This is a genomic window from Cutibacterium granulosum (assembly GCF_900186975.1).
GTDB lineage: Bacteria > Actinomycetota > Actinomycetes > Propionibacteriales > Propionibacteriaceae > Cutibacterium > Cutibacterium granulosum.
In genome coordinates this window covers 310,600-334,253 of the sequence record NZ_LT906441.1, presented here as the reverse complement: position 1 = coordinate 334,253, position 23,654 = coordinate 310,600, and the positions used below count along the sequence as shown (strand labels likewise).

At 65.1% G+C, this 23,654-nt stretch carries 16 protein-coding genes and 1 tRNA gene; 10 read left to right on the top strand and 7 right to left on the bottom strand.

From position 1 onward, the window contains the following. Window positions 1-242 precede the first annotated feature (242 nt). Window positions 243-1,175, bottom strand: coding sequence for an HTD2 family dehydratase (locus CKV91_RS09950; RefSeq protein WP_021103966.1), 933 nt, complete (start codon window positions 1,173-1,175; stop codon window positions 243-245). A 12-nt stretch (window positions 1,176-1,187) separates the two neighbouring features. Continuing rightward, window positions 1,188-1,814, bottom strand: coding sequence for a uracil phosphoribosyltransferase (gene upp, locus CKV91_RS01535; RefSeq protein ID WP_081659007.1), 627 nt, complete (start codon window positions 1,812-1,814; stop codon window positions 1,188-1,190). Window positions 1,815-2,925: 1,111 nt separating this feature from the next. On the opposite strand from upp, the gene CKV91_RS01530 reads away from it, so the two are divergent. From CKV91_RS01530 to CKV91_RS01510, 5 genes are all read left to right on the top strand, one after another. Then, a complete protein-coding gene (locus CKV91_RS01530) occupies window positions 2,926-3,600 on the top strand; it encodes a tRNA adenosine deaminase-associated protein (RefSeq protein WP_021103968.1) in 675 nt (224 codons plus the stop codon). A gap of 284 nt (window positions 3,601-3,884) precedes the next feature. Next, window positions 3,885-4,334 (top strand): nucleoside deaminase, encoded by a 450-nt coding sequence (locus CKV91_RS01525; protein ID WP_197691355.1) that lies wholly within the window; start codon window positions 3,885-3,887, stop codon window positions 4,332-4,334. 1,326 nt (window positions 4,335-5,660) lie between these two features. Then, the gene (locus CKV91_RS01520; RefSeq protein WP_021105194.1) at window positions 5,661-6,995 is read left to right on the top strand and encodes a lipopolysaccharide biosynthesis protein; all 1,335 of its coding nucleotides are present in this window, start codon (window positions 5,661-5,663) and stop codon (window positions 6,993-6,995) included. 43 nt (window positions 6,996-7,038) lie between these two features. Further along, a tRNA-Ser gene (locus CKV91_RS01515) sits at window positions 7,039-7,126 on the top strand. A gap of 533 nt (window positions 7,127-7,659) precedes the next feature. After that, entirely contained in the window at window positions 7,660-9,213 is a 1,554-nt protein-coding gene (locus tag CKV91_RS01510) for a potassium/proton antiporter (RefSeq protein WP_065860997.1), read from the top strand. Between the two features lie 432 nt (window positions 9,214-9,645). Here CKV91_RS01510 and CKV91_RS01505 read toward each other — a convergent pair whose 3' ends face one another. Continuing rightward, complete coding sequence (locus CKV91_RS01505; protein WP_157738702.1) at window positions 9,646-10,161, bottom strand: LytR C-terminal domain-containing protein; 516 nt, start codon at window positions 10,159-10,161, stop codon at window positions 9,646-9,648. Between the two features lie 42 nt (window positions 10,162-10,203). Next, window positions 10,204-10,497 (bottom strand): type II toxin-antitoxin system VapB family antitoxin, encoded by a 294-nt coding sequence (locus CKV91_RS01500; RefSeq protein ID WP_021105191.1) that lies wholly within the window; start codon window positions 10,495-10,497, stop codon window positions 10,204-10,206. A 788-nt stretch (window positions 10,498-11,285) separates the two neighbouring features. On the opposite strand from CKV91_RS01500, the gene CKV91_RS01495 reads away from it, so the two are divergent. The 5 genes from CKV91_RS01495 to CKV91_RS01475 all read left to right on the top strand — a co-directional run bounded on the left by CKV91_RS01495 (window position 11,286) and on the right by CKV91_RS01475 (window position 18,252). After that, entirely contained in the window at window positions 11,286-12,272 is a 987-nt protein-coding gene (locus CKV91_RS01495) for a hypothetical protein (protein WP_065860983.1), read from the top strand. A gap of 498 nt (window positions 12,273-12,770) precedes the next feature. Next, a complete protein-coding gene (gene trpB / locus CKV91_RS01490; protein ID WP_021105189.1) occupies window positions 12,771-14,105 on the top strand; it encodes a tryptophan synthase subunit beta in 1,335 nt (444 codons plus the stop codon). A 41-nt stretch (window positions 14,106-14,146) separates the two neighbouring features. Beyond that, window positions 14,147-15,214 carry a hypothetical protein gene (locus CKV91_RS01485; RefSeq protein WP_065860982.1) on the top strand — a complete coding sequence of 356 codons (1,068 nt, stop codon included), beginning with the start codon at window positions 14,147-14,149 and terminating at the stop codon, window positions 15,212-15,214. Between the two features lie 325 nt (window positions 15,215-15,539). Next, window positions 15,540-16,784, top strand: a complete 1,245-nt coding sequence (locus CKV91_RS01480; RefSeq protein ID WP_065860981.1) for an alpha/beta fold hydrolase — start codon at window positions 15,540-15,542, stop codon at window positions 16,782-16,784. Between the two features lie 31 nt (window positions 16,785-16,815). Further along, complete coding sequence (locus tag CKV91_RS01475) at window positions 16,816-18,252, top strand: MATE family efflux transporter (RefSeq protein WP_065860980.1); 1,437 nt, start codon at window positions 16,816-16,818, stop codon at window positions 18,250-18,252. A 480-nt stretch (window positions 18,253-18,732) separates the two neighbouring features. On the opposite strand, the gene hutH is transcribed toward CKV91_RS01475, so the two are convergent. From hutH to CKV91_RS01460, 3 genes are all read right to left on the bottom strand, one after another. Further along, window positions 18,733-20,259: a histidine ammonia-lyase gene (gene hutH, locus CKV91_RS01470; protein WP_065860979.1), complete on the bottom strand. Its 1,527-nt coding sequence runs from the start codon at window positions 20,257-20,259 to the stop codon at window positions 18,733-18,735. A 664-nt stretch (window positions 20,260-20,923) separates the two neighbouring features. After that, window positions 20,924-22,210 carry an imidazolonepropionase gene (gene hutI / locus CKV91_RS01465; protein ID WP_411791900.1) on the bottom strand — a complete coding sequence of 429 codons (1,287 nt, stop codon included), beginning with the start codon at window positions 22,208-22,210 and terminating at the stop codon, window positions 20,924-20,926. Further along, window positions 22,207-23,511 (bottom strand): formimidoylglutamate deiminase, encoded by a 1,305-nt coding sequence (locus tag CKV91_RS01460; protein ID WP_065860978.1) that lies wholly within the window; start codon window positions 23,509-23,511, stop codon window positions 22,207-22,209. Before CKV91_RS01460 ends, hutI begins: the two co-directional genes overlap by 4 nt. Window positions 23,512-23,654: the final 143 nt, after the last annotated feature.

Here is a 23,654-nt window from a genome sequence, read left to right as displayed (position 1 = left end):
CCCGGCCCCGGTTGAGCTTGGCCTCAGCTCCAGTGTGGCTTGTTCTCTGGTCGACAGAATGGTTGATGCCCCCGACGGCTGAGCTTGGTTTCGGCTCCTGTGCGGCTTGTTCCTGCCCTGCGTTGGGGGTCTGGGTACTGGTCTGGGGCGCTGCCGGGGTATGGTTTTTCGGTCCGGTCCCGGGGCTGAGGAGCGCGGGCGGGGCTGGGCGTACAGGACGGTTTACCGATTCTGGCCCCGGCTCAGCTGTTCGGGCGGCCTCCGGCGGCAACCTCCATCACGGCCGTGACAGCCCCGTCAGGTCTGCGAACCTGATGGGGTTCGACCGTCATGACGGCAGGAGCAGTTGCCGGAGCCGTGAGCCGGTAGCTGAATGTCACGTCGGCAAGGTTTGCCGGGTCCACGCCGGAAAATGCCTGTTCGGCCATCCAGAGGGCCTGCAGCGGGCCGTGGATGACGAGCCCGTCGTGACCGGCCTGTGCGCAGAACCGTCGGTCCCAGTGGATCCGGTACGGGTTTGCGGTGAGAGCCGAGAAGGTGACCAAGGTGAGCTCGTCCACGTCGATGCGGTGCGCTACCGGGGCTTGGAAGGTGGGGTCGACGAGGTGCTGGGCCGGAGCGGGCCGATCAGACGGTGCAGGACTCGGTGCGGCACCCGATCCCGTGGGTGAAGGCCGATCCGCTGGTGCAGAATTCGGCGCAGCGTCAGATCCCATGGGCGAGGGCCGAGCCGAGGTGGCGTGAGTGGGCGTCGTCGTGGGGGAGCTGTGGGGCGCGCAGCCCATGAAGACGTGGTCGGTCTCGTCAATCAGGACCGTGCGCCCCGCCTGACGCCACGTCGTCGTCAGGGTGACGAACCGCAGCGGACCATGCCTCCCCTGTTTCGCGACGGATCTGGTGAGCTCGGTGGTGCGGGTCGTCTCGAGGCCCAGGCGTAGTGGGGTGATCGTGTGCACCCGACCGCCGGCGAACATCCGCGTCACTCCCGGCGGTGGCGTGAGCGGGGAATCGCGCACCTGGCCGCGATCATCCAAGGCCTTCGGATCGACGGGGTCGTTGAGCACACACCAGTGCCAGCATGGCGGCACGACGACCTCGGGCCGTTTCACCCCCAGGAAGGCTGCCAGCCCGGTGAAGTCGTCACCTCGAAGAACACCACTGTGCTGTGATGACACGGTGCTGAGCCGTCACTCGGCCAGACCGTAGAGTCGATCCCCGGCGTCTCCCAAGCCAGGGACGATGTAGCCCTTCTCATTGAGTTTCTCATCCACCCCGGCGACGACCAGGGTGCACTGCATGCCAAGATCCTTCACCAGGCCGCGGAACCGCTCAATGCCCTCCGGGGCGGCCAGGATGCACAGGCATACGACGTGCTTGGCCCCACGCTTGGCGAGGAACTGCACGGCCCCGCCCAACGAACCTCCAGTGGCGAGCATGGGGTCGAGCACGAAGCACTGCCGTCCGGAGAGGTCTGATGGCAGACGCTCTGCATAGGTCATCGGCTGCAAGGTCTCCTCGTCGCGAGCCATGCCCACGAAACCGACCTCGGCGCTCGGGATGAGGCGCAGCATGCCCTCGAGCATGCCCAGACCGGCCCGCAGGATCGGCACGACGAGCGGCTTCGGGCTGGCCAGCTCCACGCCTCGGGCCTGGGTGACAGGTGTCGTCACCGTGCACGGGACGACGTCCACCTCGCGAGTGGCCTCGTAGGCCAGCAGGGTGACAAGCTCCTCGACGAGCTGGCGGAACACCGGGCTGGTGGTGTCCTGCGATCGCAGCAGGGTGAGTTTGTGAGAAACCAAGGGATGATCCATGACGCGCAATTCCACGGCCACAGTGTCGCACATCTGGCCATGACGTGGGGCGGGTCGGTACGGCAGGGGTGTGTCGGGAGATGCCTGGGGAGGGCATTCGGCGTGGGATGAAGCGGGAGGTGAAGCGGCGTGGGGGACCAGCGTGAGATGTTCGGCGTGGGGTGACGAAAATCGTCACCCCACGGGGTGCGTGCCGCTTGCCTGTCTGGGGCGTCGTGGTGTGACGAAAATTGTCGCTTCACGGGGTGTGGTGTTGTTGGTCTGCTTCTTGACCGCTGGAGGTGACGAAAATTGTCATCTCGTGAGGGTGTGTGTCGTTTGCCTGCCTCCTGGCCACTGGTGGTGACGAAAATCGTCACCACATGAGGACACCTGCCACTCGCCTGCCGGAGGACGTCAGGGCACGACGAAAATGCCACTTCACAGGGTGTGGTGTCGCTGATCTGCCTCCTGACACTGGGAGTGACGAAAATTGTCACTTGGTGAGAGCGCGTGCCATTCGATTGCCAGAGTGCGTCGTGGCACGACGAAAATGTCACGCCAAAAAGCTGGCTGTTGGTTGCCAGAGGTGTTGCAACTGGCTGTGCTACAGACACGGGGATGCACTTGCGCACCAGCTGGTTGGTACCGACTGCATCGGTCGGCAGGGGCGGATCATCTGGATGATGAAAAATGCCGTGCAGAGACACTGGACATCATTTTTCTGCGCTGGGATGTGGCCAAGCGACAAAAATTGTCATGCGACGGGGTGGTGGGCCCGAGCTTTGCGTCGATGAAGTGAGTGGTGTCGAAAATCGTCAGGTCGTGAGTCCCCCTCAGGACGAGCGTCTGGTTGGGCAGGTCTCCGCACCCCATCCGGCAGGGGTCTGTCCCGCAGAGCTCTCACAGGGCAACGTTCAGTCGAGCAGGTCTGCCTGCCCCCTCCCACCCGGTAGGGGGCTGCCGCGTAGGACGAACGTTCAGCCGAGCAGGTCTGCCGGGTGTCAGCGAGCATCCCTGCCCGGACGCCAGCTGGTTGGCAGATGAAAACCTGGACAATTTTGGAGTCGGGGCTGTGAACTGACTCGAAACTCTGACACGATACAGATATCCGTGTTTCGAGGAGGTCATCGTGGGTACCGATCGTGATGATGAATTCACCGACGATGAGGACTTTGCCGCATCCGACGATGTTTCTGTTGACGACGCCAGCGATGACGACGTGGACGATCTCACCGATTCCGAGGAGCTGGATCTTGCCGACGACGATGACTTCGACGACGGTGACGATGACTACTACTCCGATGATGACTACGACGATCTTGAGGATGCCTCCGATGACGAGATCGATTTCGTCGTCGCCCTGTATGCCGATGACGGTGAGCGGACGTCGGCGCCACTGGACCTCCAGCTCGCCAATGACCTCGACGAACTCATCATGCAGCTGCGACGGCTCCCCGGTGATGCTGGGGCAGTCGCCATGGTGTCCATCGACCACCAGTTCTTCGTGATCGTGCGGGTGCGGGGGCGCAATGTTCAGGTCTTCCTGTCTGACGGCGTCGAGGCCAATGACTGGCCCATCGCGCGTGACGTTGCAGATTTCCTCGGCGAGGACATCCCCGATGTCGATGACGACGCCGACCCCATGGGCGACTTCGACCTGCTCTCCGACGTGGGTTTGAGCGAGTTTGACCTGGAGGCCATCGCGGATCTGGACGAGGATTCCGATGAGCAGCTGAGCATCGTGGCCCGGCGGATCAACTTTGGCCCAATCTTTCAACGTGCCGTTGAGAATTCTGGGCGCTGAGTGCTTCGAGGGTGCCGGTGGTTCTGGCAACTTCGCTCTGCGAAGTGGTGGAGCCAGTGGGCCACGGAAACGACTCAGTTTCTCCAGCTGATTGCGCTGATCAGGCAATACGTGGTGGGGGCGACACCGTGGTGAATGGCAAGGACCGGTACGTGCTCCAAGGCAGTCATCTTGGCATGAACTCGGATCATCCGCATGACGGTTCGAGACGTACCAGCAGCGGCTTGGCCGGGACACAGCTGGGCCAGCCTGGTTCGGGCCCCATGAGTCTGTGGCAAGAAGCCATGAGCCATGCTGTGGACCAAGCTCGGGCAGCTGCTGACTGGGGGGACGTGCCAATTGGCGCCGTATTGCTCGACCCGAACGGACGAGTCTTGGCTGCTGGCGCCAACGAACGGGAGCTCACCGGCGATCCCACCGCTCACGCCGAGGTCGTGACGATCCGGCGCGGTGTCGAGGCCCTGCAGGCCCGCGACGAGGATGACGGGTGGCACTTGGACGATTGCACCCTCGTGGTCACTCTCGAACCGTGCACGATGTGTGCTGGCGCCATCGTCGCTGCTCGGATTGGGACATTGGTGTTCGGCGCCTTCGACCCCAAGGCCGGGGCGGTGAGCTCATTGTGGGACGTCGTGCGCGACCCTCGTCTCAATCATCGAGTACGCGTGGTCTCCCAGGTGTGTGACCAGGAGTGCGCGGGGCTGCTCACCGAGTTCTTCATGACGAGGCGCTGAGGCTGGGGGCGCAATTCGTAGGACGTGCTCGGCACTCGGGCATCCGGCATGTCAAAAATTGTCACCTCGGCGGGCGGCAAGATATTTCAGTGCTGGTGAGTGGCGATCACTGACGATTTTCTGGCGCGGAGTCGGGAAGCGCAGAGAATCGCCCCTGCCCCGCTGGCAGGCGTTTCTGCAAGCAAGCGTGGTGCCCACCCTCGCTGGCGGGTGTCTCGGCAGGCCAACGTGGGGTCCACGCTACGTGCGCAGTGTGTTCAGGACGTCGTCGGTCTTGTTGGTGGTGGCCCGCAGGTCCACGCTAGTGCGCAGTGTGTCCACACACCCCACACTGGCTACGCGCTGCTTCCTACGTGCGAAGTGGTCACTGCTCGCGCGTTTACGCGCTGGGGTGTTCACGTGCAAGGTGTTCCTGCGTTGTCGTGACACTCGCTCGGCTTGGCGTGACGATTTTTGTCAGCTGGCTTGGGGTGCGGTGCAGAGCAGTGACTCGACCTGGTCTGGCTCGACATTTTTTGCACCACCCAGCTGCGCCCCTGCCGTTGCAGTCTCGGTGGTTTATCCGAGCTTGCTGCAGCTCCGGTGATTCACTCCAGCATGCCCAGGTGCAAGGTGTGTCCTTGCTCTGCAGCGACGCTCACCTTGCTTGGTGTGACGATTTTCGTCGGTTGGCTGGGGTGCGGTGCAGAGTAGTGACTCGACTTGATTTGGCACGGCATTTTTTGCACGGGCCTGCTCAGCCCTCGCTGCTACGGCCCAAGTGGGTCATCCGAACATACCCAAGTGCTGAAAGCTCTTCCCAATGGCCATCCACTGCTCTGATGAGGGGGCATGCACACACCGGGGGCTCCCCCACTGTCAGCAAGCATTCGGATGCCCCGCGGGCATGCCCACGCGCAGGGAAAGGACGCTCTCGAAGATCAATTTGTCCGAACGTCGTTGCGAGCATGCCCACGCGCAGAGAGGGGACCCCAGGTTCCGCGAAGGCACAGATCCGAGGGCACCGATCTATTGCGGTCGGCACCCCGCGCGGACGACTCACCGAATGCTCTGAGGTCGCCGCAGCGTTCGATCACTGGGGGGAGAGAGTCGAGGGGTCATCAACGGCGACTTGGGCGACTTGTGCAGCGGCGAACAGTGCCCCCACCCGGCCCTGGCGCGCTGTACCGGCGTGCTGTGTCAATTTTTGTCAGGTGGGCTTGGTGTGCGTGCGAGAAGTGACGCCATGGTTCCCGACTCGGTATTTTCCGTCACGGCGAGTACCGTGGTCGGGTGAATTCATCGTCGGAGACGACGCCTGCGTCTGAGAATCCGGACGAGGCGTCCATGACAGCACCGAGTAGCGAGAAGAAATCTGGCTTCAAGGCCTTCCTGGGCCGCCATGAGTTCCTCAGCTCGGTGCTCAAGGTGATCAGTGGCACGGGAGTCGCCCAGCTGGTGGCGATCATCGCCGTCCTCATCGTCACCCACAAGGTCGACCCGGTGGACTGGGGTATCTACTCCGCTGTCTACGCCACGGCGGGGTTCGTCATCCCGGTGGCCGCACTGCGCTACGACATGGCGATCGTGCTGCCCAGGGACGACGGCGAGGCACGTGCCATCTTCAACCTGGCCACTCGGATCAATGTCATCGTCTCGTTGCTGGCGACCATCATCATGATCCCGTTGGGCGGTTATCTTTCCGGTCTGCTCGACGCCCCCGCCGGGACCCGCTGGTGGATGCTGGCAGTTGGCGGATTCATCTTCACCTACTGTCAGTACAACATCGCCAATTTCTGGGCCAACCGACGCAAGCAGTTCGGGGTCATCGGCACCAATGCCGTGTGGAAGCAGACCGTGGCAGGTGCAGGACGTATCGGCAGCGCCTTCGCCGGGTTGGGAGCCGGTGGGCAGATCGTCGCAGTGATCCTCGGCCAGATGGCCGGACTCAACAACTTCCGACGCCGCCTCGGCAAGGACGTCGTCGAGGTGAGGGCGGCCGACATCCCGACCAGGACGCTCATGAAGCGGTACCGCAAGATGCCGCTGCTCACCGCGCCCAATGCCATCGTCGACGCCATTCGTCTGCAGGGTATCCCGTGGTCGATGGGTATCCACTACTCGGGGGCTGCCATGGGACTGTTCACCATGGCCTGGCAGCTCATGCAGGTGCCCGCGGCGGTGATCAATCAGGCGATGTCGCAGGTGTTCTACCAGAAATTGTCGGTGACGGATGCCGGACACATGTTCTCCATGGTGCGCAGGTCCATCGTGCGGTCGTTCCTGGTGGGAATCATCCCGTTCGGCCTGCTGTACCTGCTCGTGCCACCGATCCTGCCATTGCTCATGGGCGCGTCCTATCGTCCGGTGGCTGATCTGGCGGTGGCCCTGGTGCCGTGGCTGTTCCTCAACTTCGTCACCTCGCCGGTGAGCAACCTGTTCATCGTCACTCGCAACAACGGCATTGCGCTCATCTTTGCCATCATCTACGCCGTCATCCCGCTCACCTACCTGTCGCGAGCACACGGGGCGATCATTCACACGGTCTCCATGATGTCGTGGATGCAGACCGGGTTGTTGGTCTGCTACATCGTGCTGGCCCTGATCGTGGCGTGGAACTTCGACCGCAAGCACGCCAACGATCTGCAGCCCACCGCTGAGTCTGACGACTCGGCAAAGTGACTGATTTGCCAACAACGGGTGACGTTCCGCTAAAATAACCAGCGGTGACGTGTCTGAGCGGCCGAAAGTGCCCGCCTCGAAAGCGGGTGTAGCGAGAGCTACCGAGGGTTCAAATCCCTCCGTCACCGCCAGATGGCCCCGGAGCCCTGAGAGATCAGGACTCCGGGGCTTTGTCGTCGGGGGCCCTGCTCGGATCCGGAATTTGTCGCCCGGGGCCTTGCTCGGAACTCCTGGCGCGGCGACGGCCTTCTGGGAAGCATGATGTGCCGAGCCGCCGCAGCTCCACACATCGATAGGGCATGCATGTGGATGACGGGCATGGGCTGCCGAGACGCGGATCACACATGTGGGGCCACGGTATGTGGACATTCCGGGGGAGTGATGAGAATCACGGACGGCTGCTCGCCTCGACAACATCCCAGGTGGCGATCACTGCGCCCAGAGGGGCGGGGGGGAGAGAGATCTGTGCTTGCTCAGCGGTTCCAGGTTCCCGTGCCTGTCCAGCTGCTCCAGGTTTCCCCCGCGTCAGTGATAGTCAGTGATTGGCGGCGCAGACGTCCCACGTGACGGTTCCATGCCCGCTCGACTCGCGTCGTGGGCACCTCATGGCGAAATCAGCTTCTGCGACTCGTGCTCGAGGCGCGGGATGGGGGACAATACCTCCATGACCGTGTTCGACCTTGCCCTGCTGCTCACCGCGGTCATCATCCTGTTCGCTGCCCTGGCGGTTCGGATCGGGAGTCGTCTCGGGCTGCCGGCGCTGCTGCTCTTCCTGCTCATCGGCATGGTGCTGGGGCCAGCAGGGTTCGGGGTGCAGTTCAACGATCCGGAGCTTGCTCGTGGCCTGGGGCTGGCCGCGTTGGCGCTCATCCTGGCCGAGGGTGGGCTCTCGGCCAGGTGGCATGAGATCAGGCCGGCCTTGGCCCCGGCCGGGCTCCTGGCCACGGTTGGCTCGGCAACCTCCATCGAGGTCATGGCAGTGTTCTGCCACTGCGCCTTCTCCATCGACTGGACGGTTGCCGCCCTGTTGGGTGCCGTGACCGCCCCCACCGATTCGGCTGCCGTCTTCTCGATCCTGCGTGGGGTGTCGCTTCCCTCCCGTCTGAAGTCGATCCTGGAGGCCGAGTCGGGGCTCAACGATGCCCCGACGGTGCTCGTCGTCGTCGCATTGTCGGCCATGGCGACCGGCGACCCTCTTCCCGGAGGAGTCTGGGGGCTCATCGTCTCGATCGCCGTCCAACTGGCGGCGGGTGTTCTCGTGGGTCTGCTCGTCGGATGGCTCGGGTCGCATGTCACTCGTCGCGTGAAACTTCCCTCTTCAAGCCTGTACGGAGTGGTGGCGATGTGTTGGGCGTCGCTCGCCTACGGGCTGGCGGTGTTGGCACACGTCTCGGGGTTCGCAGCCGTCTACGTTGCTGCCGTCGTCATCGGCAACTCCGATCTGCCCTACCAACATGCCACCGAGTTGTTCGCCGAAGGTGTGGGATGGATCTGCCAGATCGGCCTGTTCGTCATGCTGGGGCTGCTGGCCAACCCGGACCGGCTGACTTGGGTGCCGGTGCTGCAGGGAGTGGTCATCGGTCTGTTCCTCACCCTCGTGGCACGCCCGCTGGCGGTGTTCGTGAGCACGGTCTGGTTCCGTACTCCGTGGCGGCACCAGGTGTTCCTGTCGTGGGCCGGTCTTCGCGGGGCGGTGCCGATCATTCTGGCGACGATTCCCATCTCGGACGACCTCGTCGGTGCCGACCGCATCTTCGACGCAGTACTGGTGCTCGTCGTCGTGTGCGTCCTTGCCCAAGGGCCGACCCTGCCGACGGTGGGAGCACTGCTCGGACTGGTCGACGCCTCGGCCGTCAAGGACGTCGACATCGAGGTGGCGCCACTGGGAGATGTCGACGCCGAACTCATCCAGGTCAACGTGCCGATCGGGTCGCAGCTGTCTGGAACCACGGTTGGTGAGTTGCAGCTCCCGGCCAACACCATCGTCTCACTCATCATTCGGGGTGAGCAGTCCTTCGCCCCTGGGGCGGACACGTGTCTTCTCGCCAACGACGAGCTGCTCATCGTCACCCCGTCGGCACAGCGCCATGCGGTCGCCGAGCAACTCACGGAGATTGGCCACGATGGCCGGTCCGCTCGGTGCCTCAGGGGGTCGGGTGATCAGGGCAGTCAAACCCCACGTGATTCAGGACACCGGGGGCAGACAGACCAGAGCTGACGGACCTGGGGGCTGACAGACCGGGGCGGGCCGCTCGAACAGGTGAACGGCTCAGCCCCCGTACCAACCGTGTGCCATGTGATCCCCTCGGCTCCGCGCTGTTCAGGTCTTGCGGATCGTTCCTTGGCTGCGTACTGCTGGGGTCTCGCGGACCATCCCTCAGCTCCGCACTGACCGCCCCTCGGCCTTTCCACCGCGAAAGCCCGAAAGATCTCCTGATCCTCTTGCCGCCGGGACGGCCATGTATGGGGATTTGTGCCTCACACCCTGGTCATGGGCCAGCCCAAATCGGTCGCGCCGGTTGGCACCGAACGTGTCTGGTCTCGTGTGGCAGAAGTGTGAGTTGAACCAAGGAGATGTGGGGGCGATCGGCGGCGGCAAGCTCCCCGTGAGCTGTGCAGGATCAAGCTGGGTGCGGGATGGGAGGCTCGTTCAGCCTTCCTCGGAAGGAGTGGCGCTGGGTGAGGCGAGGCCCTCGGCTGGAGGCAGGCATACTGGGCCGCTCACCGGGATCGAGGTGGCTGCCTTGGCGTTGAATCCGCCGAATTCGCTGCCGACGAGGACTCGCACGGCATGGTCGGGGCGATCAGGATCGGCGCGGAACATCGCCTTGGGGAAGAACGCCGCGATGAGCTTCACCTGTGGATCGTCCTTGGAGTGCCCGACGATGATCGTCTGCTTGATGCGCTCGTCGGTGTTGCTGACCTCACCCTCCTGAAAACCCTTCTGGGTGAGTTGCTTGCTCACCTTGCCGGCCAGGCCGCGTTCGTGGCTTCCATTGAACACGGACACGACGATGTCGGAGGACTTGAGGGTGCCGCCGACGTCGGTGGACACGCACGGCGGAATCTTCGCGCTGGGTGGGGGAGCGGTGAGTGCTCGTATGCCCAGTTTGGCGGCCACCAGAAGGATGGCGACGAGGATGAGCAATGTGATGGGGGTTGCCACCAGGTGCAGGACGTGACGGGCTCTCGAGCTCATGGGCGCGGATCAGTCCAGGTCGAGAATGCGTGCGTGCAGGGTCTGACGCTGCTGCAGGGCGGCGCGCAGTGCGCGGTGCAGGCCATCCTCCAAGTAGAGCTCACCGCGCCACGAGACGACATGTGCGAAGAGATCGCCGTAGAAGGTGGAATCCTCCTCGAGCAGGTTGTCGAGGTCCAAGGTGCTCTTGGTCGTGGTCAGCTGGTCGAGTCGCACCTGCACCGGCGGGATCTCGGACCACTGCTTCTGGGTGTAGCCATGGTCCGGGTAGGGGCGCCTGTCACCAACTCGTTTGAAGATCACATCGCCATTCTACCGGTATCTGCCCAACACTCACGTCTGCCGGGTGATCTGTGCCGGGATGTCGGCGGATCACGATTCAGAATGGGCTCGAGATCTGCTGTCATGACGGCGTGTCCATCGCCGGAAGGAACTCTCGACAAGCACTGCTCAAGGAACATCCGGTGGGCCATCCGTGCTCAGGGTGTATCCGTTGGGGCCATCAGTGGTCAAGGTGCGTCCGTTGGGGCCATCCGGCACCCCTTCCGTGAGTAGTCACCTCCCGTGAGCTTTGGCGTGAGCATTTTTGCGGCACCCATGGGCGGGGTGACGATTTTTCACAGGTGGGCAGACGTCGGGTCACCGTGCTGATGATCCTGTCGGAACCCATCATCCGTCAGACCCCATCCTCTTCCGGCGGAACTCATTCAGAACCCTCATCAGAATCAGGGCGGGCCCCAGCAGGAATCACGGGGCGAGCCCCAGTCGGCGACCCGGTCGGGCCCCCTCCAGCCACCCGGTTGGGTCTCATCTTGGCTCGAGGTCGGGCTCCGGGCATTGGGTCTCGTCCTGGTATCGAATCCCGCCCTGGTATCGAGTCGAGCTCCGGGCATCGGGCCGGGCCATCCTGACATCGCCGGGGTGTGCGAAAAATGTCGCCAGGTCGACAGCGAGGGCACCGGAGTGACGATTGTGCAGCGATGTTGACTTTTTTCGGCGCGCTAGATCGCCGTCATGGGGGTTGACGTGACACAGTGAAGACGAAAACTGTCGGTTGAGCGGCCGAACCAGGCCCGACGAGAGGAATGCGCATGGACATCAGTGCCATGGATCCGGGGAATCTCCGTGAGCTGTTCGATGCTGACGTTGTCGACAGTGCTGGGGTCAAGGTGGGCACCGTCGAGCAGATTTTTGCCGGCGACTCCACTGGGGCGGCAACTTTCATCACCGTCATCAACGAGTCTGGTGAGCAGCACTTCGTCCCAGCCCACGAGGGCCGGTACGTCGAGGAGACGGTGAGCATGCCCTACGACAGGCAGCTCATGATGGCTGCACCGGTGGCGCACACCGACGAGGACCTCAGCCCCTCGTCGGAGGAGGAGATCCGGCGTCACTACGGCCTGCTGCAGGGCGATTCCGATGAACCACACAATGGGGTCGACACGTCCAGTGAGGCGCACCAGACCGGCCACGACGAGGACGGCCCGGACGCTGAGCAGCCCTTCAACAGCGTCGACGAGGAGCCTCCCGCGCAGAGCTCAAAGGACGAGGCCGATGAGGTTCCGCCGCGGGTGTTCACCCCGTACGATTTCGTCGTGCCGGGTACCGTACCGTCGGCCACGTCCGGGGCTGCTGACGACGATGAGCCCGAGGACACCGATGAGGACGAGACCGAATCCCACGATGAGCAGCTCGCCAGCACTGAGCAGCAGGACGGCCAGGCTGATTCATCGGTGGAGGCCGCGCAGCGTGCGGTGCTCGGGCTCCCGGCCGAGGCACAGCTGCGCAAGTACGTCGTCACCGAGATGGTGACGGTGCAGGTGCCAGTTCAGCTGCCGGTGCGTCGTGAGGTCGTCTGCTGGCAGGACGCTGACGGCAAGGTGCATGAGCTCGACACCGTCGACGCACCTGAGCCTGATGCCGATCAGGGTGAACGGTCCGTGGGCGAGCAGACCGAGGACGACGGTGATGCGCCGGATGACTCCAGGGGCGAGGTCGACTACGAGGACCGTGCCTATGTGCGCGACGCCTCCAACTGGGACATCACGATCAACAGCGACGGTCCGGCGAAGGGCTGAGCACTGTTCCAGGCGGATCCCTCCCGCGCAGGCCAGCAGCTGGGGATCCGCACGGTACTGGACGCAACGGGTCCGTAGCGCCGCGAGTGGGGATCGAGTACCCATCGGTTTGCCAGTGCCAGCACCCGGGGATGGCCACGTCCAGGCAATTGCCCGGGCACAGTGGCAGGAGTGGTTTTTGTGCAATCCTGGGCAACGGGAGCCGTGGTTCTGGGCACTCGGGAGTTCTGATCGGGTCGTCGTAGGCAGCTCCTCAGAAGATGCGGATCGGGGAGCCAGCATGCAGACCGAGAGAGCAGGCGTCTCACCATGTGGATCAGGGGTTTCCGTTTCGACAGACACAGGTTATGGTTTCAGCCATGAAGTTCAATGCACGGCAGTGGTGGTCCGCCTGAGGGCGGATCTTGTCGTGCACTGAGAAAAGTACCGAGCCGCCCCATTCCGGGCGGCTCGACCTGTGTCTGCGGGCCCCCGGACCCATTTTCCGAGGAGACCCCCATGACCACCATCGACACCGCCAATGCCTGTGACACCGCACCGGTGACCGACGCCGTCCCGCGCACCATCGCCGAGGCCTGCGACGTCGTCACCACCCCACACCTCACGCTGCCCGCCGACGGAGTCTTCGGTGGCTATGGCGGCAGTGTTCTGCCCGCTGCCCTGGAGAGGCCGATGGCCGAGGTGGCCCAGGCATATGACGAGGCCCGCAACGACCCCGAGTTCTACGCCGAGTACCTGCGTCTGCTGCGTGAGTTCGTCGGACGTCCGTCATCCCTCACCTTCGCCGACCGACTCTCCCAGGAGCTCGGTGGGGCACGGATCGTCCTCAAGCGTGAGGACCTCAACCACACCGGCTCCCACAAGATCAACCACTGCCTCGGAGAGGCCCTGCTCGCCAAGCGCATGGGCAAGTCGACCGTCATCGCCGAGACCGGTGCGGGTCAGCACGGCGTCGCACTGGCCACCGCAGCCGCGCTGCTCGGGCTGAAATGCGAGATTCACATGGGTGCCATCGACGTCGCCAAGCAGCACCCCAATGTCGTGCGCATGAAGATGCTGGGGGCCAAGGTCGTCGCCGTGGAGACCGGCGGGCGCTCCCTCAAGGAGGCTGTCGACTCCGCATTCGAGGTCTATGCCCGCAACTGCGATGACCACCTGTACGCCATCGGCTCGGTCGTCGGCCCGCATCCATTCCCATCGATGGTGCGCGACTTCCAGACGGTCATCGGACGCGAGGCGCGCGCCCAACTGCTTGCTGCCCGCGGGGCGCTCCCGGCTGCAGTCGTCGCCTGTGTGGGCGGCGGCTCGAACGCCATGGGTGCCTTCACCGCCTTTCTGGACGACGCGGACGTGCGACTCATTGGCGTCGAGCCGGCCGGACGCGGCCAGCAGCGCGGTGAGCACGCCATGAGCATCGCCAAGGGTGCCGACGCCGTCCTGCACGGTATGCGCACCAAGGTGCTCGTCGACGACCAGGGCGAGCCGGACGCCGTCCACTCGATCGCCTCCGGGTTGGACTACCCCGGCGTGGGACCGCAGCATGCCTATTTCGACCAGGTCGGGCGAGTCGAGTACGTGGGGATCACCGACGACCAGGTGCTCGACGCCTTCCTCCACCTCAGCCGTACCGAGGGGATCATCCCGGCTCTGGAGTCGGCACACGCCGTTGCTCATGCGATGGCCATGGCTCCGACGATGCCGCGTGACTCCTATCTGGTGGTCAATCTTTCCGGGCGTGGGGACAAGGATGTGGATCACGTCGCCGAGCAGCTCGGTATGGGCGGGGAGCCCGATACAGTTGCAGACGCACCGGCAGCGAGCTTGAATGTCTGACAGGGGTGTTCGATCCCCCTGAACCCGTGGAAGGATTTCGTATGAAGCAGCTCAAGGCGCGCAGAAGTGTGGGAGTGGCGACTGCACTGTCCCTCTCCCTGCTCGGTTCACTGTCGTGCGCGGCCGTAGCCAGCGCCGATGAGGGCCCGGAGCCCGCGACCACCACATCCGTGTCCGCTTCGCCCGAGGCCGAGAGCACCACACCGTTGCTGCCGCTTGGCGAGTCGCCCAGCGCCGAGCGCACCACCGAGCTGTTCCCCTACAGCGAATCGTCCACCACCATCAAGCCCCCCAGCAGCAACACATCGTCCGATCTGCCGGCCGGCAACGACGACGTCACTGGTGCCGGGCATGGCACCGATGACTCAGAGGACGGTGAGGTTGCCGATGGCGACGTCAACGTCTCCCTCTCGGTGGGTGGCGGCGACTTCCAGGCGGGCAGGGACGTCAAGGTGGATCGGTCCAACCTCACCGTGCAGGTGAACTACGACCTCCTCTCGCCCAACAAGGGCGACCGAAGCGTCAAGCGTGTGTTCAGCGGCTCCGTGGCCTGGCAGATCGTTCCGGCGGGGACGAATCCCGACAAGGGCCACGACCCCCGGGCCGTGGCTTGGGGGGATGCCCGGATCAACGAGACCGGCAAGGGATCGGTGGACGTGAGCCTCGCCCGACTGACCCCCGGCAAGCACTATGACCTCGTCATCGACTTCACCGGCGACTGCGCCGTGGACCGGGGCGACGGTACCCTCCACACGTCGGTGCACTACGACAAGCGTGTCACGGTGCGCGGCCTGCACCGTACGAAGGACTTCCGTCTCAGGCACCTTCACCTGGACGGGGACTCCCACGTGGGGCGGGGTGACGGTCTGCACCTCAAGGGGCTCCCACTTTTTGATGGTCACCCCCTGAAGCATCTTCATTTCAGTGGAAAGTCCCATTTGGAATTGGATGGAAACGCCCATCGCGAGAAAGACTTCAAGCTTCCAGAACTCAACCTCAAGACCTCGTTCGGAGGCGGGGCCGAGGTGTCGCACGACGACCAGGCTGGTGCGGGCGAAGGTGCAGCGCCTGTTGCCAAGGGGAAAGGCCTGCCTGCCACCGGTTTCTGATTTATCCGGGGTAGTGGAATCAGAATGACCAGATCGTTCTGAGACCTACCGATTGCCGGGGTCGCATCCGCATGGGTGCGGCCCTTTTCCCATGTCGTGCGGAGCCAGTCTCGCTCCTGCATTGATGCGATCCCGGGTTGAGGTCGGAGGTGTGCTGCGGGACACCACTGACGAACCCACATGGTGCGGCAACAGTGCGGCGGCGTCCGAACTCGTCGGCCCCCACACCGGGACAGCATGATTTCCACGACGGTCACGATTCCCACGCAGATATCGGGAAATGGCCGTCCCCTCGCCGTCCGACGCAAACAACTAGAGTCGAGCCATGAGCGATACGAGCATCCCCGGCCTGCTGACCGACGACGTGCGGCTGACCGTCCCCCTCGACCACTTCGACGACTCCGACCCTCGCACCATCGAGATCTACGCCCGACTGGTCTCCACTCGGTGCAACCAGGACAAACCGTGGCTCGTCTTCCTGCAGGGCGGGCCAGGCTGTGAGTCGCCACGCCCCGCCCTCGTCGACCCCGGATTTCCCGGCTGGCTGCGTCGCGCCTTGGACGACTACCGCCTCGTCCTGCTCGACCAGCGCGGCACCGGGCTGTCGTCGCCAGTGAGCGAACCGGTCGGTTCGGCAGCCGACCAGGCCGAGTACCTCACCCACCTGCGAGCCGACGAGATCGTCGAGGACTGTGAAGACCTGCGCCGCCACCTGGGAGTCGAGCAGTGGGCAGCACTCGGCCAGTCATTCGGTGGGTTCACCATGCTGCGTTACCTCTCGGTGCACTCGTCATCCCTACTGGCTGGCTACTTCACCGGTGGGCTATCGGCCGTCGGATGCAGCGCCGACGAGGTCTACACCACCTGCTACCACACCATGCAGGCCAAGTCCGAGCAGTACTACCGGCGCTTCCCCGGCGACCGGGGCCGGATGCGCGCCGTCCTCGACCTTGCCGCCAGCGGCGAGCTGCGCGCCCCCAACGGCGACCCGGTGAGCCCGTCACGAGTGCGCTCCCTGGGCCACCTGCTCGGTGGATCCGGTGGGGCCGAGAAACTGCACTACCTGCTGGAGTACGAACCCACCAGCCGCTGCTTCCGCTACGACCTGGCAGACCTGCTGCCGTTCGGCGGACGCAACGTGCTCTACACCGTCATCCACGAATCCTCCTATGCCGACGGCGTCACGACGAACTGGGCTGCTGCCCGCTGCCTACCGCAGGCCTTCCATGACGATCCCACCCTGCTCACCGGCGAACACGTCATGCCCGAATGGTTCGACGAGGACTCCTCGTTGCAGCCGTGGAAGGACGTCGCCCAGATCATCGCCGAGCACCCCTGGCCCACGTTGTACGACGCTGACGCCCTGGCCGCCAGCCAGGTGCCGTGCGCCGCTGCGATCTACCATGACGACGCCTACGTACCACGGGAATACTCCCTGCAGACCGCGGCGTTGTTGCCCGGGATGCACCCGTGGGTGACCAGCCAGTACGAGCACAACGGATCCAACGCCTCCGGCGGAGGCGTGCTGGATCGGCTCATCAAACTGGTCCACGGCGACATCGTCCGCTGAGCCTTTTCCCCCGAGCCCTGCCCCTGGAGCCATGATCGAGAAGAAACCTCTCAACGAGCCGCTGCTGCCCCCAGGCGTCGACGACACCAGTTCCCCCGACCCCCAGGTCGTCAAGGCCCGCGCCCTGGCCGACCCCAGGGCGTTGCGCAGGCGCATCATCTTCCTGAGCCTGCCGATCTTCGGGGAGAACCTGCTCGAGATGAGCCTGGACATCGTCAACACCATTCTGGTGGCGGCGCTGGGGGCGGCGGCCCTGGCCGGTGCTGGTGCCGCGATCCAGATCATGCAGATCGTGCTCTCGGCGCTGGCTGGGCTGTCCACCGGCGGCTCCATCCTCGTCGCCCACGCGGTGGGTGCCGACAATCCGGCCGAGGGCACCCGGCTGGCCCGGCAGGCACTCATGTGGAGTTTCATCATCTTCACCCCGATGGCAGTCATGGGAGTGATCCTCGCCCCCGGCCTGGCGGGAATTTTCGGTCTGCCACCCGACGCCACGGCCATGACGGCCAGCTACCTGTCGGTCTCGCTGGGAGCCGTGCCGGTGCTCGCCATGCTCATGATGTCCAGTGGGGTGCTGCGCGGTGCTGGTGATGCCCGCACCCCGATGTACGTGACGATCGGTGCCAACGTCGTCAACATGACGCTTGCATTCGTGCTCATCCACGGACACTGGGGAGCTCCCGAGCTCGGCGTCACCGGGGCCGCCATCGCCTCGGCGATCTCGCGCACCCTGGCCCTCGTCGTGCTGGTGTGGCTCATGGCCCGTGGTCGAGCCGGGGTGAGCCTCAGCCGTCCGGTGGGCACCATCCTCGTGTCCTGGAAACCGCGCTGGGACGCTGCCAAGGCCGTCTTGCACCTGGGGCTGCCCGCAGCCGGGGAGCAGCTCGTCATCTCCACGGCGTGGCTGGTGTTCACCATGGTCGTCTCGCGGCTGGGTACCGCCTCCATGGCTGCCCAGCGGGTGCAGATGAGCGTGCAAGGCCTCGTCTTCCTCCCGGCCCTGGCCCTCATGATCGCCACGACTACCTTGGTCGGGCAGGCCTTGGGTGCCGGACGCCCGGCGCTGGCTCGTCAGGTGGCAGGGCGTACCGAGCGGTGGGCCTTCGGGGTTGCCGTCATGCTAGGCGTCCTCGTGGCGATCTTCGCCAAGCCGCTGGTTCACGTCTTCACCACCGACCCGGTCGTCGTCGACATTGCCGTGCGCACCCTACCGGTGATGATGCTTGCCCAGCCGTTCTGGGCGTTCACCATCCAGAACTCCGGTGCGTTGCGTGCCATGCGTGCCCCGATGAGCCCGCTCATCGTCGAGGCGATATCCAACTGGACGGTCGTCGTCATCGCGTGGATCATCGTCTCTGCCGGTGGTGGGTTGACGGCGGCGTGGTTCTCGTTCGTCATCATGGCTGCCCCCACCAGCCTCGCCATGATGTGGCGCAAGCGGGTGGAGGCGCAGCGGCTCGCGGTGTGACGGATGGGCCTGGCTGCAGGGGGAGTCTGGTGGGCGCGGCTCGGCTGCATTGCCCGGCGCAACCCCGCCTGCTGCATGAACAGCGGCCCGCCCTGGCCAGGCTGGTGCCATCGGCTGGTGCGGGCGATGCCCCATCTGGGCGATGGGCACCAACCTTGTGATGATCCACGGGATTCCCGGGCCGGATCGAATGTCGGGCAGTGGCCGGACGCCGGTCGGCAGTCTGAGCCCGGTGTTGCCCCCGGACCTTCAGAGATGGTTACCCGAATTGCGTATCGCGGCTGCCAAGCTCGTCCCCGGAAGCGGCCACAGCTAGCCGTCTGGCGGCCTGGACGCGGTGTCATTCGGACCACGTGGAAGTGGCTGTCAGATGGTGTGCTGCAGTTGCCGGGGCTCGTCAGCGCCGGCAACCTCGTCGATCGAATCGATGGTGACAGTCACTGTGCCTTCTGGCAGCCCGTGTCTCGGACCGCACACAGATCAGTTCAGTTCGACGGACTCCAGAGCTGCTGCGACCAGCTTGCCGCTGGCCACCAGACGATCCGCCTCGGCGATGTCCGGGGCCAGGAATGAGTCTGGTCCGGGTTCGGGCAGGGACTCACGCATGAGCTTGATGACCCGAGCAACCGGTTCGGAGGCTCCGATACCACGCATGTCGATGGCTCGAGCCGCTGTGAGCGCCTCGACACCCAGCACCTTGCCCAGGCCATCCACCGCACGACGCAGCTTGCGTGCCGCCGACCACCCCAGCGAGACGTGGTCCTCCTGCATGGCGGACGTGGGGATGGAATCGGCCGAGGCGGGCACCGCGAGTCGCTTGAGTTCCGAGACGATCGACGCCTGGGTGTACTGGGCGATCATGTAGCCCGAGTCGACGCCCGGGTCGTTGGCCAGGAAGGCGTTGAGACCACGGCTGCGGGCCGGGTCAAGCATTCGGTCGGTGCGGCGCTCACTCATGGACGCCAGATCCGCCACCGCGATCGCCAGGAAGTCCAGCACATAGGCCACCGGGGCGCCATGGAAGTTGCCGTTGGACTCCACCCGAAGGTCGTCGGTGACAGTCGGGTTGTCGATGGCCGAGACGAGCTCCACCTGTGCCACGTGGGCGGCGTGCGCCATGGTGTCACGCACCGCGCCGGTGACCTGCGGGGCGCAGCGCAGCGAGTACGCGTCCTGCACTCGCTTGGACTCCTCACTCTTGCCAGCCTGGATGAGAGGTGAGTCCTTGAGCAGCGCGGCGATGTTGGCTGCCGACAGTTTCTGCCCCTCGTGTGGGCGCAGTGCCTGCAGATCGGGGGCGAAGACCGCGTCGATGCCGCACAGCGCCTGCACCGTCATGGCGGTGGTGAGGTCGGCCGTCGTCACCAGGGTGTTGAGGTCTGTCAGAGCCAGGATGAGCTGACCGAGCATGCCGTCGGTGCCGTTGATGAGAGCCAACCCCTCCTTCTCACGCAGGGTGATTGGCTCGAGGCCGGCCGCTGCCAGGGCTTCGGCGGCTGGCATCTGGGTACCGGCCTTGTCTCGCACGATTCCCTCGCCGGTGAGGGCCAGGGCGGCGTGGGCCAAGGGTGCCAGATCACCCGAGCAGCCCAGCGATCCATACTCGCCCGTGATGGGGGTGATTCCGGCGTTGAGCATCGCTGCGTAGCCCAACACCACCTCGCGGCGTACCCCGGTGTGGCCCGAAGCCATCGTCTTGAGACGCAGCAGCATCATGGCACGGATAACTTCACGCTCCACCTCGGCGCCGGTGGAGGCCGCATGGGAACGGATGAGGGAGTGTTGCAGGATGGCCCGCTGCTCCACTGGCACTCGCTTGGAGGCTAGGGCTCCGAATCCGGTGGATATCCCATAGTGCGGGACGACGTCATCCGCCAATTGGGCGACGTGGTCGGCAGCTCGGTCGACAGCGGTCAAGGCCTGCTCACTCACCTCGACCGGCTCGTCGTGGCGTGCGACGGCAATGACATCGGCGAAGGTGAGATCGGGTCCGATGAGAACGGGCATGAGAACCTCCTGGGTGATGGCACGCCAACACTGGCGAGCCTGGTGACACGAATTGACGGTAACCGACGAGGGGCGGTCGAGGTGGCTGTTTCGTCGAGCGAGTGGTTGGGGTGACAAAAATGTCACGTGGAGCTGGGGAGGATCACCGTGGTGCTGGTGTCGATGTGAGGGTGGCAAAAATCGTCAGATCGGATCCGGGCGCGCACATGAGGCTAAGGGGCGGCCCCCTCTCTGTGGTTGTGAGAAAAGTCGCGCGAGGCTGGGAGTCATCACTGTGGTGCAGCCACAGGCCTTGTGGCGACAAAATTGTCGTGAGCCAGGGCCTGGTGAGGACGGGGATGTTGAGCTGGCCGTTGAAAAATGTCAGGTAGAGGTGCGGGTGGCTTCCCCTGTGCGGTTGTGGTTGGGGTGGTGACAAAAGTGTCACGCGAGGCTGGGGCGGATCACTGTCGTGCGGCCACCGGCTGCGTGGTGACAAAAATGTCAGCAGGAGCGGGTGCAGTAGCTGCAGCGTGTGGTGGGCATGGGGCGTTCCGGTGAGGCATCCGCGCCGATGAGGTCTTGCGCCGCGGAACCAGACGGAATCAGATGATGAAAGCCCTGGCACCCGATCATGTCGATGACTGGGCGCTGGAGGAGGGACCCTCCTCCAGCGCCCAGCGATTCAGAACGGGAGCGGGACCGCCCCCATCTGATGGCACACACCTCGCCGCCACACCTGGCTGATGAGTGGTACCCCGGGGCGGTAGAACAGGTGCAGCCAACTGGGTGCGGCCACGGACACCAGATCGGCACGGGCCCCCGGTCGCACCACGCCCACATCGCCACGGCGCAGCGCTGCCGCGCCACCGGCAGTGGCCGACCACAGGGCCTGCTCGGGGGTCATGGACATCTCGCGCACCGCGACCGCCAGGCAGAACGGCATCGACGAGGTGAACGCCGTCCCCGGGTTGCAGTCGGTGGCCAGTGCCACCGTCGCCCCGGCCCTCAGCAACCGGCTCGCATCCGGGTAGGGCTGACGAGTGCTGAACTCGGCCGCGGGCAGCACGGTCGCCACGGTGTGTGAATCGGCGATGGCCGAGACGTCCGTGTCGGAGAGGAAGGTGCAGTGGTCGATCGAGGCCACCCCGAGTTCCACGGCGTCAGCAATGATCGACGACGGATTGAGCTGGGCAGCGTGCAACCGCATCCCGAGCCCAGCCCGTTTGCCAGTCCGCAGCACCTGCAGGGACTGCTCGGCGTCGAAGGCGCCCTTCTCGCAGAACACGTCGATCCACGAGACGTGCTCACGTACCGCATCCAACATGGGCCCGCGGACCAGATCGACGTACTCGTTGGCGCTGTGTTCCGGGGGCACGGTGTGGGCACCCAGGAATGTCACCTCGTCGACGGTCTCGGCGAGAATGCGTGCCATCCGCACCTCCGTGTCGACGTCCAGACCGTAGCCGGTCTTGCCCTCCACCGTCGTCGTGCCCTGCCGGAGCATCTCGTTCACCACGGCGGTGACCATGGCGTGCAGATCCGCGTCGCTGGCAGCCCGGGTGGCCGCCATGGTGCGCCTGATCCCGCCACCGTCGTACTTCTCACCGTTCATGCGGGCGTCGAACTCGTCGGCCCGGTCCCCGGCGAACACCGGGTGGGTGTGGGAGTCGACGAACCCCGGGATGAGGGTCTGCCCGCCCAGATCGACGGCGTCATCGGCAGCCGGAGCATGATCGGCAGGCCCCACCCAGGCGATTCGCCCCTCCTCGATGACGACCGCCGCGCCGTGCAGTTGACCTAGCGGGTCGGTGTCGTGTGAGACGGTGCGCCCGCTGCGCGATGCCGGGCCGGCCGGAGCCGCAGTGGAGGCCTCGTCCACTCCGGGGCCAGGGTGACCATCATCGCAACCGTCCTGCACGTGCGGGTCATTGGTGACGAGGGTGCCGATTCCGGTGATGAGGGTGCTCACGAATCCTCCTTGAACAGGGTGTGCAGTGCGCTGCGCAGCGTTGCGGGGGAGTGCGAGGGCACCCGCTGCCCGGCGACGATCGTCGCAGTGACGTCAGCCTCGGACGCGGTGAGTGGCCAACGCAGCGGGTCCACCCCGGCCAGTCGAGCCGAGTCGGGGGAGATCGCCACCATGTCGGCCGGATCGCCCACCCGTAGCCCGGGGCGTTGTGGGTCGACTGCTGCCAGCTCGGGCAGCACACTGTGCACCTGTGCGCCGCTGCCCCACAACCGCTCATTGCTCACCACGCCACGCCGACCGCTGCTCAGTCGGACCCCAGACTCGATCATGCACAACTCGGCGAATGGATCAGTGACGACGTTCTCATCCGAACCAATCGCCAACGGCACCCCGGCGGCCACGAGATCGGCGGTGCGGGGGATGCCGTCGGCCAGATCGGCCTCGGTGGTGGGGCACAGCGACACCGTGGTGCCGGTGCGGGCGATCATGGCGAGATCTTCGTCGGACAGGTGAGTGGCGTGGACGACGGTGGTGCGAGCCGAGAGCACCCCGGCCCGCTCCAGTACGGTGGTCGGCGTGAGCCCGGTCGCCTCCTGGCAGGCCCGGTTCTCGGCTGGCTGTTCCGAGACGTGCACGTGCACCGGCACATCGGCGGGCAGGCCTGCAATGGCGTGGTGCAGCTCGTCGGGGGCCACGGCACGCACCGAGTGCAGGGCCGCCCCCAGTCGCACTCGCGGATCGGCAGGCAGGGCGTCGGCCAGCTCGTGCCACCGCTGCAACCAGGCCTCCACCGAACCGTCCCCGAACCGCTTCTGGCCAGCCTCCAGAGGCTGCCCGAAGCCACCGTGCAGGTAGCAGGTGTCCAACAGGGTGAGCCGGATCCCGGCCTGCCGGGCGGCCTCGGCCACTGCGAGCTCCATCTCGTGATGTGGGTAGCGCGACCCGGCCGGGCGATGGTGCAGGTAGTGAAACTCGCCGACGCTGGTGTAGCCGGCGTCCAACATCTCACCGAACACCCCGAGTGCGAGCTCATGGTAGCGGTCGGGATCCAGCCGTTCGGCGACCTGGTACATCGTCGTGCGCCAGTTCCAGAAGTCCTCGCCGTGGGCTCCGCCACGCAGCGCGCGGTGGAACAGGTGGGAATGGGTGTTGACGAATCCCGGCACGACGACCCCGTCGACATCAGGCGGGCTCGTCGGCTGCTCGGCGGATGAAATTTTCGTGACGACCCCGTCGGTGACCTCGATGGCGACGTCACGGCGGAACGTGCCATCAACCAGTGCACTGCGGCACGTGATCATGCGATCAGCTCCTTCACGGATCCAGTCCTCGTGTGGCCGTCCCCTCCGAGAGGACGACGAATACGTTACGTGCGATTCGGACGTCATGCGTGCCCGTGCTCCCAACATTCATGACGGGTGGCGTCACCGAGTTCCTGCTTGGG